The sequence below is a fragment of the Microbacterium schleiferi genome, from assembly GCF_020781975.1.
Classification (GTDB): domain Bacteria; phylum Actinomycetota; class Actinomycetes; order Actinomycetales; family Microbacteriaceae; genus Microbacterium.
In genome coordinates, this window is the sequence record NZ_JAJGNI010000002.1 from 321,149 (window position 1) to 336,208 (window position 15,060).

Sequence of the window (15,060 nt, forward strand, 5' to 3'; positions counted from 1 at the left end):
GCCGTGGCGGACCGATAGCGTGTGGTCAGCCCCACTGCGAACGCGTCCGTGTGAGGAGAACCCGTGACCACCTACCTCCCGCTGCCACGCCCGGGTGGCGACGCGGACACGATGCGCGTCCAGCATGGGCTCCTGCGCTACGTGCGCGAGGCGGCGGCGCTCGGGGCCCCGTTGCCCGGGGAACTGGAGTTGACGGCGCGCCTGGAGTGCAGTCGCCAGCAACTGCGCAACGCGATGGCCCAGCTCGAGGCGCAGGGGATCGTGCGGCGGCGACAGGGCACGGTGACCACGGTGGATCCGATCGCGCTGCGGTTGAGCGTCCGCCTGGAGGAGCAGTTCGAACACACCGAGCTCCTCGACCGACTCGGCTACCACGCCGAGGTGGAGGTGCTCGAGTCCCGCACCCTGCCCCTGGGCGCTGAGATCGGCGCCGTGATGGAACGGCCTGCAGACACGACTCGACTGGCCGTTCGCAAGCGGTGGCGGGCGGATGGCGCCGTCGCGATGATCGCCGACGACACGGTGCCGATTCCGGACGAACTGCCCGCGGAGTTCGACCCTGTCCGCATCGGGGCTGGATGCCGCCTTCCTTCCACCGGAGCATGGCGGCCAGGGCCTGTCCTATGTGACGCTGGCGCACACCGTCCGCATCCTCGCCTCCCACCACCCCGCCGTCGCCACGGTCTGGCTCATGCACATCGGCGCAGCGCACGCGCTCGTGACGATGTCCGCTCCCGATGAGGCTGCCTTCTTCGCAGCCAAACTGCGCGCCGGCGAGCGCTTCGTCAACGCCCTCTCCGAACCCGCGGGCGGCAGGTTCTTCCTCGCACCCCAGCAGAACGCGACTCCCGCCGGCGAGAACTGGGTGCTCACCGGCCGCAAGGTGTTCGTCTCGGGCTCGGAGGCCGCAGACCACATGCTCGTCAACACGAGCATCGACGGGACCCCGGCCTTCTTCGGGGTGACGGTCGATGACAGCATCAGCTTCCCGCCCATCGACGAGACCGTCGGGATGCGCGCAACGCGCAGCCGCACTGTCCTTTTCGAGAACACGCCGCTGCTGGCATCCCGCCCGCCGACTATGCGAACCTCATCACCGTCGGATTCGCGATGCTCTCGATCGGCATCGCCGAGTCTGCGATGGATGCCTACGCTGCCGCCGCCCGAAAGAGCAAAGGCGGCGCCCCGTCACAGTCCGAGAACCAGTGGGTGCAGATGGAGACCGGCATGCTGTGGACGCAGCTGCAGGCAGCACGCCTGTTCGCGGAGCGCGTCGCGTGGCTCGCCGACGAGCGTTCCGAGGAGGCCATGCCCGCCGCCGCCGAATCGACGATGCTCGCGAACGAGGTCGCCAAGCAGGCTGCAGCGGAGGCACTCCGGGTCGGCGGTGGCGGGAGTTTCCTGCTGAGCTCGCCGATTCAGCGGATCTTCCGCGACGCCCAGGCCGGAGCCCTCATGGCGTACTCGGTGCCCCTGGCCCAGCAGGTCGTCGGCGAGGCCGTCCTCACCGCCGACTGACCCGCGGCATGCGTCACGAACTCCTCAATCCTGGCGGCCCTCCCGCCCAGGGCGCTGGTTCCCGGGCTTGGCCGCAGCGGGTGTGAGGAGTTGGCTCCGGGCGGGGTGGCCGCCCCGTCCGGGGCAGCGACAGAGCCACCCGGCGCGCACCAGCGCGGGCCGGCGTCGCCAACTCCTCAAGAACGCCACATCTCCGGCTTCGGTCATGCCGGCTTGGGCCCGTGCCGGTCGGATGTGAGGAGTTAGCCACAGGCGAGGGCGCGCCGGGCGGCGGTGTCGGATGCCGCGGCTAGCCTGATCGCATGGCCAAACGCCCAACGACCGCCGCCCCGTACCGGTGCACCGAGTGCGGATGGACGACGGTCAAATGGGTCGGCCGCTGCGGCGAATGCCAGCAGTGGGGAACTGTCGTCGAGGCAGCCGAGCAGACCGGCATCGTGCGCACGCTCGCCCCGACGGCGCCGAGTTCGGATCGGGCAGCGCAACCGATCACGCGGGTGTCGGCATCCGACGCGCCCCGTCGCACGACGGGTATCGGTGAGTTCGACCGCGTGCTCGGCGGCGGCCTCGTCCCCGGTGCGGCGATCCTGCTCTCCGGCGAACCGGGGGTCGGAAAGTCAACGCTGCTGCTGGATGTCGCGGCGCACTCCGCAGCATCCGGTCACCGTGTTCTTTACGCAAGCGCCGAGGAGTCCGTCGCGCAGGTGAGACTGCGGGCATCGCGCACGGGCGCCCTGCACGACGAGCTCTACCTTGCGAGTGAGACCGACCTTGCGACGATTCTCGGCAACGTCGACGAAGTACAGCCGAGCCTGCTGATCGTCGACTCGGTGCAAACCGTCTCGTCGGCGATGCACGAGGGCGCGGCAGGTCACCCGTCGCAGGTGCGCGAGGTGGCCTCGACCCTCATCCGCGTTGCCAAGGAACGCGGCCTGCCGGTCATCATCGTGGGGCATGTGACCAAGGACGGCTCGATCGCCGGCCCCCGCATCCTCGAACACCTCGTCGATGTCGTCTGCCACTTCGAGGGCGACCGCCAAAGCTCGCTGCGCTTCGTTCGAGCCCTGAAGAACCGGTTCGGTCCGACAGATGAAGTCGGATGCTTCGACATGGCCGGCGACGGCATCCAGGAAGTGGCAGACCCGAGCGCGCTGTTCCTCGGTCACGGCGACCCGGTCGCCGGGACGTGTGTCACGATCGCGATGGAAGGTCGCCGGGCCCTACCTGTCGAGGTGCAGGCGCTCACGATCAAAACCTCGGCCCCGAACCCCCGCCGCATCGTCAACGGCGTCGAGGCCTCACGGGTTGCCATGGTGCTCGCCGTGCTCGAACGCCGAGCGGGCATCGTCGTCAGCGACCACGACGTGTACGTCTCCACCGTCGGTGGGGTGCGCCTGGCCGAGCCGGCCGCGGATCTCGCCATTGCCGTTGCCGTTGCCAACGCCGTGAGCGAGACCGCCCTCGCCAAGGGGACTGCAGCGATCGGTGAGCTGAGCCTCGCGGGCGAGATTCGACCCGTGATGCAGGCAGCCCAGCGGCGGGCCGAGGCCGAACGCCTCGGGTACCGGACCGTCGTCGATGCCGCATCCAAGAACCTGCGGGGCGCCCTCGGCGACCTGAGTCTGCACACCGTGCGTCCGGGACGACGGCCCGCTGCCGGAGGCCCCGACGACGAGCCGGGCTTCTAGACGACCGCGTCAGTCCTCGGGGTTGACCTCCAGAGCGACAAGCACGTCCGCCGGGCTCGCCTGCATCGGGTGAGGTCCCGCCAGATCGAAGAAGACCGTCGTGATCTCGTCACGGTGCACCTCGAGGAAGGTCTTGAGACTCGCCGGCGGCATGAGCGCGACAGCTGGCGGGAGGGTCGCGGGCTTGTTCACCGCGTCGCTGAAGAGGAGGAGCGCCACCTGGCCGGTGTTCGGGTCACGGAAGGTCCACACCTCGCCGACGTCGAGCGGGTTGTCGCGCTGGCCAGGCTTCATCAGCGGAACCACGGTCGGACCATGCCGCAGCGCGAACGCCACTGCTGCCATGTCCTGCGTCTGGAGCGCGTCAGCCAGCTGCGTATTGCGGAACTCCAGCGGCTTCGCGCCTTTCTTCCCAGCCATCCTTCCAGGGTAGATGAGCAGCCGACGCCTCCCGGAATCCGGTCAGCTCAGTAGAGGAAGAACTGCTTCGTCTGACTCGATGCGACGCCGCCGATCTCGACGGCGAGATGGTACGACGCACCGCCCCCGCCTGCCGTGGGCCGAGACTCGGAGTCGCAGGTACTCACAGAGGAACGAGTGCGGTCCCACGTCAGCGGTGTCGAACTGTCGACAGTCTGGCCCGCCTCAAGCGTGACGATCATGTCACTCGGTTCCGTCTGGCAGTCGGTCGAGCGCCACCACGTGTCGCTGCCGCTGGTAATCGTGAACGACTGCGTGGTGGTTCCCACGTTCATCGTGCACGACGAATCCGAGGTGTTCGTCAGCCGAATCGACAGTTGCGGGTTCTGACCCGAGCCGTATTCATCCTGATCCGTGAGGGCCTCGACAATCACGTCGCCACGCGTACACGTCGGGGGCGCTGTCTCGAGCGGCCCGGGTTCGGTGGTCGCCGCAGCATCGGGTGTCGGCGAGTCGGTCGGGGCGGGCGTCGACATGCTCGGGCTCGGAGCGGCGGATGACGTGCGTGTCGACTTTGGGTCGGCATCCGGCTGCGCTGCACTCGACCACGGTTGAGCCACGAACAACCAGACAATCGCGGCGATGATCGCTATCAGTGCGAGGAGCACGATGAGCCGGCGGCGCCGGTACACACCCGGCGACGGGCGACGGCGCGGGGGCTGAGTGCTCATGCCTCCAGGGTAGGCGTGGTGCCGTTCGACCCCTGATCGGCGCGCCCGTGGTCACTCGAGGAGCCGGTGGGCTCGTCGAGTACGGGCGCGACAAGCTCCGCGACGCTCACGCCACGGCGGCGAGCCGTTTCGAGAAGGTGGTTCGCGACATCGGCGGGAAAGTCCCGCGGCACGCTTGTGGCCGGGCTGTCCCGCAGCAGGAGCGCGAGCACGGGAACGACCACGACGCCCAGCGCACTGAGGATGCCGAGCGTGCCGAGCGCTCGCGGATAGATATCGGCATCCGCGATGGCATCCCACCACACCCCGGCTACCGCGAGCGCCGTTGTGACCCCCAGGGCGACCAGCGTGGCTGCGAGTCCGATTCGGATGATGGGACGATGCCGTTGCGAGAGCAGGAGCATCAGTGCGGCCAGCGCCCAGACTGCGGAGATGATCAGCCCGCTCACGAGGAGCCGATTGAGTATCCTCCAGAAGTCGTCCGAGCCCTGCTCGGCCCACGCGCTGATCAGGGCAACGACGGCAGAAGCAGCGTTCACGCCAGCGCCGGCGACGCCGAACGAATGCGCGGGGCGTCCCCACAGGGCCAGACACGATAGGGCGCCGATGCTAAACCCCCCGACGATCAGCGTCGTCACGAGGACGCGGCTCATCAGATCGCCCTCCGGCCCGATCAGCAGCACGGTGATCCCGGCCACGGCGGCGATCGCGAACGAGATGACGATCACCGCGACGAGGGCAGTGAGGACAGTCCGTCGCGTTGCGCGGCTGGGGTCAGGCTGCGAGAAACGTGCCATGACGGCACAGTCCCACGCACGCCGGGTGCGCGCAAGGGTCGATGCGCCCTACCCGAAGGTTTTCAGCATCCGGGTGTTGCCGAGCGTGTTCGGCTTCACATGCGCGAGATCCAGGAATTCGGCGACGCCCTCATCGGGGGAGCGGATGAGCTGGGAGTAGACATCCGGGTCGACGACCTGCTCGCCGATCACCTCAAAACCGCGGGCCGAGAAGAACTCCACCTCGAAGGTCAGGCAGAACAGCCGGCGCAGCCCCAGGGCGCGGGCGTTCTCCTCTAGACGGTCGACGATCGCGCGACCCACACCGTGATGCAGCCACTCATCGGCGACGATGAGCGTACGGATCTCACCGAGGTCGTCCCACATGACGTGCAGCGCACCACAGCCGATCAGGTTGCCCTCGGCATCCTCTGCGACGGTGAACTGCTGCACCGACTCGAACAGCACCACGAGGTCCTTGCCGAGGAGCACTCGCCGCTGCACCCAGGGCTCCAGAAGGGCCTGGATGCCGCGCACGTCCCCCGTGCGGGCGGGGCGGACGCTGAAACCGGTCATCCTCCCAGCCTAGAGCGCGAACACTCCGAGGACTCTGCCAGGCAGGCCCCTTCCCTGAATCGCCCGCGCGGCAGATGATCGAGGCAACACCACCGATCGCGCGGTGATGTCAAGCCCCCATCGTTTCGCCCGGTGAGGGTGGACCCTTCAGGAGCAGATCCATCCCTCTTACGGGAGGAGCCACCATGGTCCCCACGACATCGAGCACCACACCGGCAGCCGCGCCACGCGCCACCGCGCCCCCACCCGAGTCGGTAGTCCTCATCGGCCCGACCACGTACGAAGTGCACCGGGCAGATGAGGTCGTGGGCTACATCGACATCGTCGGCGGGGTCTATGTCGCCCTCGCCGGAGCCCGCTACGACCATGCAGTCGAAGTGCGGCAGTCGATCGTGCTCGACATTGCCGTTGCGGCGCTCGTCGTTCCTGCCGCGGCGGCCTGAGCGTAACGAGGAAGGGGACGGATGCCGAAGCATCCGTCCCCCTCTCAGCCTGTGCCGGGATCAGTCCGAGGTGATCGCCAGGTCAGGGGTGATCGTGATGTCGCCACCGGAGACCACACCGACCGCGACCTTCTCGCCGCGCGGACCGTGCTCGAACAGGAACTGGCCGTTCTCGGCATCCACCTTGACGTGATCGCCGGGGTTCAGTTCGCCGTGCAGGATCTTCTCGGAAAGCTGGTCCTCGATCTCGTGCTGCATCGCGCGGCGCAGCGGCCGAGCACCCAGTGCCGGGTCGAAGCCGACCTCGATAAGGCGATCCTTTGCGGCCAGCGACAGCTCGATCGTCATATCGCGATCCAGCAGGCGCTCGCCCAGCCGCTTCGTGAACAGGTCCACAATCTGGCGCAGTTCATCCTTGTCGAGCTGCGGGAACACGATGATGTCGTCGACACGGTTCAGGAACTCGGGCTTGAAGTGGCGCTTGAGCTCCTCGTTCACCTTGCCCTTCATCCGGTCGTAGGACGTCGCGGTGTCACCCTCGACCTGGAACCCGACCGGGCCGCCGGCGATAGCCTGCGAACCGAGGTTCGTGGTCATGATGATGACCGTGTTCTTGAAGTCCACGATGCGGCCCTGACCGTCGGTCAAGCGGCCCTCTTCGAGGATCTGCAGGAGCGAGTTGAAGATGTCGGGGTGAGCCTTCTCGATCTCGTCGAACAGTACGACCGAGAACGGCTTGCGGCGCACCTTCTCGGTGAGCTGGCCGCCCTCTTCGAACCCGACGAATCCGGGAGGGGCACCGAACAGTCGCGAAACCGTGTGCTTCTCACCGAACTCGCTCATGTCGAGCGAGATCAGGGCGCCCTCGTCGTCGAACAGGAACTCGGCGAGCGCCTTGGCAAGCTCGGTCTTTCCGACACCGGTCGGACCGGCGAAGATGAACGAACCGGAGGGGCGCTTGGGGTCCTTCAGACCCGCACGCGTGCGGCGGATCGTCTTGGACAGCGCGGCGATCGCCTCTTCCTGGCCGATGACGCGCTGGTGCAGCGCCTTCTCCATGAAGACCAGGCGGCTGGATTCCTCCTCGGTGAGCTTGAACACCGGGATGCCGGTGGCCTGGGCGAGCACCTCGGCGATCAGACCCTCGTCGACCACCGCGGGCGATGAGACCTCGCCCGAACGCCACTGCTTCTCGAGGCGCAGCCGCTCGGCGAGCAGGCTCTTCTCCTCGTCGCGCAGCGCCGCTGCCTTCTCGAAGTCCTGGTCTTCCGACGCAGCTTCCTTCTGCTCCCGAACCTTGGCGATCTTCTCGTCGAACTCGCGAAGCTCGGGCGGGCTCGACAGGATGCTCAGGCGCAGGCGCGCGCCGGCCTCATCGATCAGGTCGATCGCCTTGTCGGGCAGGAAGCGGTCGCTGACGTAGCGGTCGGCGAGGTTCGCGGCGGCGACGATCGCGCCATCCGTGATCTGCACCTTGTGGTGAGCCTCGTACCGGTCGCGCAGCCCCTTCAGGATGTTGATCGCGTGGGGCAGGCTCGGCTCGGCGACCTGGATCGGCTGGAAGCGGCGCTCGAGCGCAGCATCCTTCTCGAAGTGCTTGCGGTACTCGTCCAGGGTCGTGGCACCGATGGTCTGGAGCTCGCCACGCGCGAGCAGCGGCTTCAGAATGGATGCCGCGTCGATCGCACCTTCGGCGGCACCGGCACCGACGAGGGTGTGGATCTCGTCGATGAACACGATGATGTCGCCGCGGGTGCGGATCTCCTTGGTGACCTTCTTCAGGCGCTCTTCGAAGTCGCCGCGGTAGCGGGACCCGGCGATGAGCGAACCGAGGTCGAGCGAGTAGAGCTGCTTGTCCTTCAGCGTCTCGGGAACGTCACCCTTCACGATCGCCTGCGCGAGACCCTCGACGACGGCGGTCTTGCCGACGCCGGGCTCACCGATCAGCACGGGGTTGTTCTTGGAGCGACGCGAGAGGATCTGCATGACCCGCTCGATTTCCTTCTCGCGCCCGATGACGGGGTCGAGCTTGTTGTCGCGAGCAGCCTGGGTGAGGTTGCGACCGAACTGGTCGAGCACCTGCGATCCGCCCTGAGCTGTGCCCTGGGCCTGCTCGCCGGCGCCTGTGGCGACACCCGCGGGCTCCTTGCCCTGGTAGCCCGAGAGCAACTGGATGACCTGCTGGCGCACCTTGTTGAGGTCGGCGCCGAGCTTGACGAGCACCTGAGCGGCAACGCCCTCGCCCTCACGGATGAGGCCGAGCAGGATGTGCTCGGTGCCGATGTAGTTGTGGCCGAGCTGCAGCGCCTCGCGCAGCGACAGCTCAAGCACCTTCTTGGCGCGCGGTGTGAACGGAATGTGTCCCGTCGGCTGCTGTTGGCCCTGGCCGATGATGTCTTGCACCTGCTCGCGCACGGCATCGAGCGAAATGCCGAGCGACTCGAGCGCCTTGGCAGCAACGCCCTCACCCTCATGGATCAGACCCAGGAGGATGTGCTCGGTGCCGATGTAGTTGTGGTTGAGCATCTTCGCCTCTTCTTGGGCGAGCACAACCACGCGACGGGCACGGTCGGTGAATCTCTCGAACATCCGCTTACTCCTTCGGCCGGTGAGTCGCTGGATGCTGACCCACTGCTGGCGTCGTACATCGAGAGTAACGATCGGGCGCGCAGGGTATGCCGCTGTTCGCTGGGGGCATACCGGGGCGGACCTTTGACGGAACCTCTCGCTCGTTTGCCGCAACACGCCGCGGCCACCGCAGTCACACCGCAGATTGCGGCAAGCGAGTCGCCTACGTGCCTATCCCGCACCGCAGTTGACGGCTGGCGCGACCCGTCTTATCGTTTACCGATAACAACGATATTCGATAAGGAGTCGAGCATGGCAGTCTCTCCGGATGCAGTAGTCATGCCCGCGCGGCCTGATCGCATCACTATTCGCGTGATCGCCGTCATCACCGCGCTACTGGGCGTTGCCCTCGCAACCGCACAGGTTTCTCGCGCGGTGTGGATGCTCACCTCACCCGAGGTCACGGTGAACCTCCTGGCCAACGGGGCCACCCCAGTTGCCAGCGATGCTGCCGTGTCAGCATCCATCGACACGGTAGCGGTTACGACAGACCTCGTTGCATCTTCACGGGTTCTCTTCGCCGTCGGTGCGATCATGCTCGCCCTCACGGCGATCATCGTGGCGCTGGCGGTGACATGGCTCCTCTGGTCCATCTCCTCGGAGATGCGCTTTCCGGTCGCGCTGCACCGGTTCACGTTTGCGGCCGGATTCGCTCTCGTGCTGGGACCACTGATCGGCACCGCCGCGCAGGGCTTCGGCTCGATGGAGGCTGCCCGTGCGACCAACGATGCCCTCGGCGGCATCCTGCTTGTCGGGTTCGGGGTCGACGGTTGGGGGTTCGCCGTCCCCCTCGTCGGGTTCGCCGTCCTGGCTCTCGGCTACGTCTTCCAGGCGATGCGCAGGATGCAGCGCGACACCGAGGGCCTCGTATGAGTCGTGACGCAACCGAAGGACGTTTCTCGTGACCGTTGCGTGGACCGACCTGGGCTCGCGGCTCTGGCCGTGATCTTCCGCTACGGTTCACGCATGCAGCGCGACACCGAGGGACTGGTGTGAGCCCCGCCGAAGCCGAGGACGACGGAGCGAGCGGGATCCACTGTCGTCTCGACGAGTTGCTCGCCGAACGCGGGATGACGCTCACCCGACTGTCCGAGCTTGTCGGCGTCTCGGTGGTGAATCTCTCGATCCTCAAGAACGATCGCGCTCGCGCCATCCGCTACTCGACTCTGTCGGCGATCTGCCACGCGCTGGATTGCGAAGTCGGCGACCTCCTCGTCCGTGCCGACGGATCGGACTAGGCATCCGCCCGCGCGCTAGTATCCGTTCGTTTGCCCCAAACCGTGCGCGGGCGCCGTCGCTCACGGCGTGTTGCGGCAAGTGAACATGGTCAGTCTCGGGCAGCGAGGGCGAGACGGATACGGGTGAACAGCTCCTCGCGGTGGCGGTAGAGATCGTCCTTCGTGACCCTCACGATCCGCCAACCCCGTTCGACGAGCATCTCGTGGCGCCGAATGTCCCGCGCCCACTGCTCCGGGTCGCGGAGGTGATGCTCTCCCTCGTATTCGAAGCACACACCTGCGCCGGGGTAAGCGAGGTCGAGAAGTGCGAGCAGTCGATCCCCGTCCAAGACCGGCCAGTTGCACTCAGGCTCCAGCAACCCCGCCTCAACGAACGCGAGCCTGAGGTGTGTCTCGGGCCGAGATCTCGAGCGCGTACGAACCAGCGGGCGCGCTGCTCGCAACCGGTCCACCCCGAGCCGGCGGCCCGCCCCCAGAGCGCGGTCCAGATCCGCAACGGATGCCAGAGCTGCGGCATCCGTCTCCCACATCGGCTCGCGCACCGCGGCGTCGCCGACAGCGACGAGATCTTCCAGCGCGAGCTCAGTGGCAAGTTCTGCCCACACCGCCGCGGGCGTCGATACCCTCAGGCCGGTCAGGGGATGGATGCTCACCTCAGCCAGATGCGGCGAGATCGACCGGCCCCGGATGCCGCGAGCTCGTCCCGCCCGCGCCGGGAGCCTGACCGCAACATCCAGGGGGCGCGCCATCGCAGCATCACCGCGGCTTCGCGCGAGCAGGCTCTGCGGCGGCAGTGGCAGCCCCCACAGGACGGCGGCGGTGACGTGACTGAAGAACTCCTCCTCGCGCATCCGCCGGGAGTACTCGATGGCGCGCCGCACGATCGACTCTTCGCCGTCATCCGCTTCGACGTGGTCGACCGAACGCACACCGTGGAACGGACGGGAGAGGTCCTTCCGTCGCAGGCGGGAATCTGACATGCCGAAATGCCGTGCGGTAGCGACAGAAAACGGAGGCACGAGCCCATCGGGAAGCGGTGTCGCCTGCGGCATCCGTTCACGATTCCTCGCGCCCGCCTGCCCCAGCGTGTAAGAAACTCGACCGGGGAGAAGTCGCGCGGGTTACTGAGTGGGGAGGACCACTGTCAGGGCGCGGCTAACGCCTTCGTTTGCCGCAAACCGAGCCTCGGGGCCGTCGCCCACGGCGTGTTGCGGCAAGTGAACGGATGCCTCAGCCAGCGAGCACAGGTTCGTTTGCCGCAAACCGCATGGTGCCGGGTTGGCGCACGGCGTGTTGCGGCAAATGAATGCGCGCGGAGCGCGGCGCGATGGGTCAGTCGCTGGTGCCGTAGATCGGGATCGTCTGGTCGAACGAGTCGCCGCTCAGCACGAGCTGCACGTCCGCGACGCCCGACAGCCCGTCGGCGAAACCGAAGTTCGTGCGCGGCGCCATGTCCATCGTGCACGCCTGGTTAGCCGGCGGCTCCTGGAACGTGACTGTCACCTCGGCATCCGCGGTGACCTCGCTCGTCTCGACGACCGGCACGCAGCTCGACGACCCCCAGGTGAGGATGACGAACTGGCCCTGCTGCTGAGTCCAACCCGCGGTCGGCTCGTAGTCGGTCGATCCACCCGGGCCGGCGAGGCCCGAGACTCCAGGAAGCGTCACATCGCCGTAGTAGCCCTCGCCGGTCGCCCATATCACGAGGTCCTGAGACGGATCGACGCCCTCGGGTACCGGCACGAGCGTCGCGCGCGGCGCAAGGTCCGCGGTGCAGGGCTGGTCGGCATCCGGCAACGAGAGCTCGACAGCGAGTGCGCCGTCCTGGTTGATCTCGGCGCTGTCGGCAACCGGCACGCAACTGCTTGATCCGGTGGTCACGAGCGCGATGATTCGACCGTCGTCAAGCCAGGCGGCGTTCACGTCGGTCTCCTGGCCCGCGGGTGCATCGGAGCCACTGAGGCACCCGGTGAGGCTGAGCGCGGCGGCGGAGCCGAGAACAACTGATGCAAGGATGCGGCGCTTCATGAGGCTCCTTGGGGCAACGCTGCTACTGGAGTGCAGAGGTGAGTCGGGCGAGGTTATCCAACACCGTGGACCTGAGTGGTTGCTTGAGCCACTCCTCAAGCGTGAGTTCGCGGCTGAGGGATCGGTACTCGGCCTCGACGCGGCGCATGTCGGCGACGAACTCCTCGCCACGCACCATCATCGAGATCTCCATGTTGAGGCCGAAGGAGCGCATGTCCATGTTGCTCGAGCCGATGACGGCGACCTCGTCATCGATCGTGAGGCTCTTCGAGTGCAGGATGAAGGGTCTCTTGTACATCCAGATCGTGACCCCGGCGCGAAGAAGGGCTTCGTAGTAGCTGCGCTGGGCGTGGTAGACCATCGCCTGGTCGCCCTCTTCGGAAACGAACAGTTCGACGTGGATGCCGCGTTGGCAGGCGGTGACGAGCGAGAGCAGCAGCGACTCTTCGGGAACGAAGTAGGGGCTGACGATGATGATCTTCTCGCGTGCCGCGAACAGCAGACCCATGAAGAGCTTCAGATTGTTCTGGTATTCGAACCCGGGACCGGACGGGACGATCTGGCAGTCGAGATTCCCGTCTGAGCTGGCAACCGAGGCCAGATCGACCTGGTCGGTGAGGATTTCGCCGGTCTCGCTGTACCAGTCAGAGAGGAACACGACGTCGATCGACGAGACCACCGGCCCTTCGACGCGGGCCATGAGGTCGACCCAGTGCAGGCCTCGCTTGATGTTCTTCTTCAGGTTGTAGGTCGAGTCAGTAACGTTCTGCGAACCGACGAAGGCTACCTCGCCGTCGACGACCAGCAGCTTACGGTGGTTGCGCAGATCGGGTCGCTGCCACTTACCCTTCAGCGGCTGCACGGGCAGCATCAGGTGCCAGGCCGCACCCATGCGATCGAGCCGTTGCAGCGTCTTCTTGTAGAACGGCTTGCCGCGGTTGGCCCAGTGGTCCAGCAACACACGGACCGTAACGCCGCGTGCGGCGACCTCTTCGAGGGCTGCGAAGAAGTTGTCGGTCGATGCGTCAGTTTGCAGGATGTAGAACTCGACGTGCACGTAGCTCCGGGCGCCGCGAATGGCCTCGGCCATGGCGTCCAGGCTCACCTGATACTCGGAGATGAGGGTGGCCTGATTGTCGCCGGTGAGCGGCATCGCGCCCAGGTTGGTGTTCAAGTCGACGAGCCCCGTGAACCAGGCTGGCGCTCCGGGCCGGAGCGTTCCGACCGAGACGTTCTCGCCGTTCTCGCGCAGCGCGGTGTTGATCTGCTCCTGCTGCTGACGCTTCTTGCGCGGCAGTCGCGGGTTTCCGATCAGCAGGAACAGCAGCACGCCGACGATCGGGATGAAGTAGATGGCGAGCAACCACGCCATCGCCGAGGTGGGGCGGCGGTTGCGCGGGATGATGATGATCGCCGCGATGCGGATGCTGAGATCGAACAGGAAGAGGGCGAGCAGCCACCAGAACGCGATGTCGGGGAGGTCTAGCGTCACATCGACGTCTCCGCCGGACGTCGACGGCACAAGTCCGGCAAGCACCATGCGTCAGCTCCCTCCACGGTGGCGTTCTCACGCCAGCGTAGTGGGAAGTGGCGTCACTGCTCGGTTGCGGCGGGCGCCGGAGGAAGCCCGCGTGCCGCGCGTTCCTCGGCTTCGATGCGCGCGTACTCGCGGCGCTCGTTGCGGTCGGCACGGATGATGCTGCGCAGGACCCAGAAGAACAGAGTCAGCACCACGATGGTAGGCAGGATCGCCCATAGCGCTGCCACCCAGAAGCTGTCCACTCATCCAGGATACGCGGCGCCATCTCCCCAGGTCGCCTCGAGAGTCACCTATCCCCGTCCCGCCGGTGATCCTGCCGCGCAGCGTGGCGCCACTCGCATGCTCGGATGCATGACTCCGATCATTCATGCGACCTCACCCGCCGAGTTCCTGACCGTCGTCCCGCGCCTCCTCGGATTCGTTCCGCAACGCAGTGTCGTATTGGTGCCGTTCCGGCGTGGTCGAAGCCGCGGCGCCATGCGCCTGGACCTCCCACCCGATGACGACCGCGCCGACGAGATCGCCGCGACCATGATCGGGCTGGTGTGCCGGGTGCCCGAGGCCGACGGCTGCGCGATCGTCGTCTACGGCGACACTGATGCTCCTGCTCGCACCCTTGTCGAGGGAATCGAGCGTCGAGCCGAGGCCTGCGGGGTGCTGATCGTGGAGGCATTGTGGGTCGCAGGACGGCGGTGGGGGTCCTACGCGCGGTCTGACTCGGGTTCGGTGCCGACTGCCGATGACCTCCCGCCAGGCATCGAGGACGTCGCAGCACCGGAGGCGAATCAGTACGCTGGCGCAGATCTGCTCCCCCTCGATGCGAGTAGGTCGACCGCGGTCGAGGCCGCCTGTGAGGCGCTCGACGCCGCCATCCGCGGGCTCGTGCTCGCCGACGCAGATCATCCGACAACCGACCCCGCACGCATCGATCCCCGCGCCTTCGCGGCCGCGTGTCTGCTCGATGACCTTCCGGCATTCGTGGAGCGGCTCCTGGGTTCGGATGCCGCAGCACTCGATCCGTTCGAGATCGCCGCCGCCGCGTGGGCGCTCGGAAGGCCGTCACTGCGCGACATCGCCCTCATCTGCTGGGTCGACGGGATCGACGCGGGAGACGAAGCCGCGCAGGCGCAGGCTTGCTGGGAAGACGGCGCAGAGTATCCGAGCGAGATCGCGATGCGCCTGTGGGGCGAGGGCCCGAGGCCCTCACCCGAACGGCTCGGACGTGCGCTACTGCTGGCGCGACACATCGCCAGCGCCGTCCCTGCCTCCAGGCGCCCGGGACCGCTGGCGGTCGCGGCGTGGTTCTCGTGGGCACTCGGCCGGTCAACCCACGCTGACCTCTTCGCCCAACAGGCGACAGCGATAGAGCCCGAACACGGCCTCGCCGAGATCGTGCGCTCGTTCGTGGGCGCGGGTCACCTGCCCGATTGGGCGTTCCGGCTCGACGAGCCGGAACAGTGACCGGCGGCGGCCG

At 67.0% G+C, this 15,060-nt stretch carries 16 protein-coding genes and 1 pseudogene; 8 read left to right on the forward strand and 9 right to left on the reverse strand.

Annotated elements, in window-relative coordinates; translation table 11 throughout:
- The first annotated feature begins 63 nt into the window (after positions 1–63).
- The 4 genes and pseudogenes from LL236_RS03800 to radA all read left to right on the forward strand — a co-directional run bounded on the left by LL236_RS03800 (position 64) and on the right by radA (position 3,206).
- The gene (locus LL236_RS03800) at positions 64–741 is read left to right on the forward strand and encodes a GntR family transcriptional regulator (protein ID WP_228177459.1); all 678 of its coding nucleotides are present in this window, start codon (positions 64–66) and stop codon (positions 739–741) included.
- Positions 725–1,039 (forward strand): annotated as a pseudogene (locus LL236_RS15120) (acyl-CoA dehydrogenase family protein); the annotation flags it as partial. The gene LL236_RS03800 and the pseudogene LL236_RS15120, both read left to right, overlap by 17 nt.
- Before the next feature lie 71 nt (positions 1,040–1,110).
- Positions 1,111–1,518: an acyl-CoA dehydrogenase family protein gene (locus LL236_RS03805; RefSeq protein ID WP_228177460.1), complete on the forward strand. Its 408-nt coding sequence runs from the start codon at positions 1,111–1,113 to the stop codon at positions 1,516–1,518.
- A gap of 302 nt (positions 1,519–1,820) precedes the next feature.
- On the forward strand, positions 1,821–3,206 hold the full coding sequence (gene radA, locus LL236_RS03810) for a DNA repair protein RadA (protein ID WP_228177461.1): 1,386 nt from the start codon (positions 1,821–1,823) through the stop codon (positions 3,204–3,206).
- 9 nt (positions 3,207–3,215) lie between these two features.
- Here the strand turns inward: radA and LL236_RS03815 are convergent, their stop codons facing one another.
- The 4 genes from LL236_RS03815 to LL236_RS03830 are packed head-to-tail and all read right to left on the reverse strand — an operon-like array spanning position 3,216 to position 5,709.
- A complete protein-coding gene (locus LL236_RS03815) occupies positions 3,216–3,626 on the reverse strand; it encodes a dehydrogenase (protein ID WP_228177462.1) in 411 nt (136 codons plus the stop codon).
- A 47-nt stretch (positions 3,627–3,673) separates the two neighbouring features.
- On the reverse strand, positions 3,674–4,357 hold the full coding sequence (locus tag LL236_RS03820) for a hypothetical protein (protein ID WP_228177463.1): 684 nt from the start codon (positions 4,355–4,357) through the stop codon (positions 3,674–3,676).
- Positions 4,354–5,154, reverse strand: coding sequence for a hypothetical protein (locus LL236_RS03825; protein WP_228177464.1), 801 nt, complete (start codon positions 5,152–5,154; stop codon positions 4,354–4,356). Before LL236_RS03825 ends, LL236_RS03820 begins: the two co-directional genes overlap by 4 nt.
- 48 nt (positions 5,155–5,202) lie before the next feature.
- On the reverse strand, positions 5,203–5,709 hold the full coding sequence (locus tag LL236_RS03830) for an amino-acid N-acetyltransferase (RefSeq protein WP_228177465.1): 507 nt from the start codon (positions 5,707–5,709) through the stop codon (positions 5,203–5,205).
- A gap of 185 nt (positions 5,710–5,894) precedes the next feature.
- On the opposite strand from LL236_RS03830, the gene LL236_RS03835 reads away from it, so the two are divergent.
- Positions 5,895–6,152: a hypothetical protein gene (locus LL236_RS03835; RefSeq protein WP_228177466.1), complete on the forward strand. Its 258-nt coding sequence runs from the start codon at positions 5,895–5,897 to the stop codon at positions 6,150–6,152.
- 60 nt (positions 6,153–6,212) lie between these two features.
- Here LL236_RS03835 and LL236_RS03840 read toward each other — a convergent pair whose 3' ends face one another.
- On the reverse strand, positions 6,213–8,741 hold the full coding sequence (locus LL236_RS03840) for an ATP-dependent Clp protease ATP-binding subunit (protein WP_228177467.1): 2,529 nt from the start codon (positions 8,739–8,741) through the stop codon (positions 6,213–6,215).
- Positions 8,742–9,032: 291 nt separating this feature from the next.
- Between LL236_RS03840 and LL236_RS03845 the strand changes: the two genes are divergently transcribed.
- Together LL236_RS03845 and LL236_RS03850 are read left to right on the forward strand one after the other, a co-directional pair.
- Positions 9,033–9,653, forward strand: a complete 621-nt coding sequence (locus LL236_RS03845; protein ID WP_228177468.1) for a hypothetical protein — start codon at positions 9,033–9,035, stop codon at positions 9,651–9,653.
- A 119-nt stretch (positions 9,654–9,772) separates the two neighbouring features.
- Positions 9,773–10,018: a helix-turn-helix domain-containing protein gene (locus LL236_RS03850; protein ID WP_228177469.1), complete on the forward strand. Its 246-nt coding sequence runs from the start codon at positions 9,773–9,775 to the stop codon at positions 10,016–10,018.
- An 89-nt stretch (positions 10,019–10,107) separates the two neighbouring features.
- On the opposite strand, the gene LL236_RS03855 is transcribed toward LL236_RS03850, so the two are convergent.
- The 4 genes from LL236_RS03855 to LL236_RS03870 all read right to left on the reverse strand — a co-directional run bounded on the left by LL236_RS03855 (position 10,108) and on the right by LL236_RS03870 (position 13,828).
- The gene (locus LL236_RS03855; protein WP_228177470.1) at positions 10,108–10,998 is read right to left on the reverse strand and encodes a hypothetical protein; all 891 of its coding nucleotides are present in this window, start codon (positions 10,996–10,998) and stop codon (positions 10,108–10,110) included.
- A gap of 352 nt (positions 10,999–11,350) precedes the next feature.
- Positions 11,351–12,046: a hypothetical protein gene (locus LL236_RS03860; protein WP_228177471.1), complete on the reverse strand. Its 696-nt coding sequence runs from the start codon at positions 12,044–12,046 to the stop codon at positions 11,351–11,353.
- A 22-nt stretch (positions 12,047–12,068) separates the two neighbouring features.
- Positions 12,069–13,586, reverse strand: a complete 1,518-nt coding sequence (gene cls / locus LL236_RS03865; RefSeq protein WP_228177472.1) for a cardiolipin synthase — start codon at positions 13,584–13,586, stop codon at positions 12,069–12,071.
- A gap of 53 nt (positions 13,587–13,639) precedes the next feature.
- A complete protein-coding gene (locus LL236_RS03870) occupies positions 13,640–13,828 on the reverse strand; it encodes a hypothetical protein (RefSeq protein ID WP_228177473.1) in 189 nt (62 codons plus the stop codon).
- Between the two features lie 109 nt (positions 13,829–13,937).
- Between LL236_RS03870 and LL236_RS03875 the strand changes: the two genes are divergently transcribed.
- A complete protein-coding gene (locus tag LL236_RS03875; RefSeq protein WP_228177474.1) occupies positions 13,938–15,047 on the forward strand; it encodes a DUF4192 domain-containing protein in 1,110 nt (369 codons plus the stop codon).
- Positions 15,048–15,060: the final 13 nt, after the last annotated feature.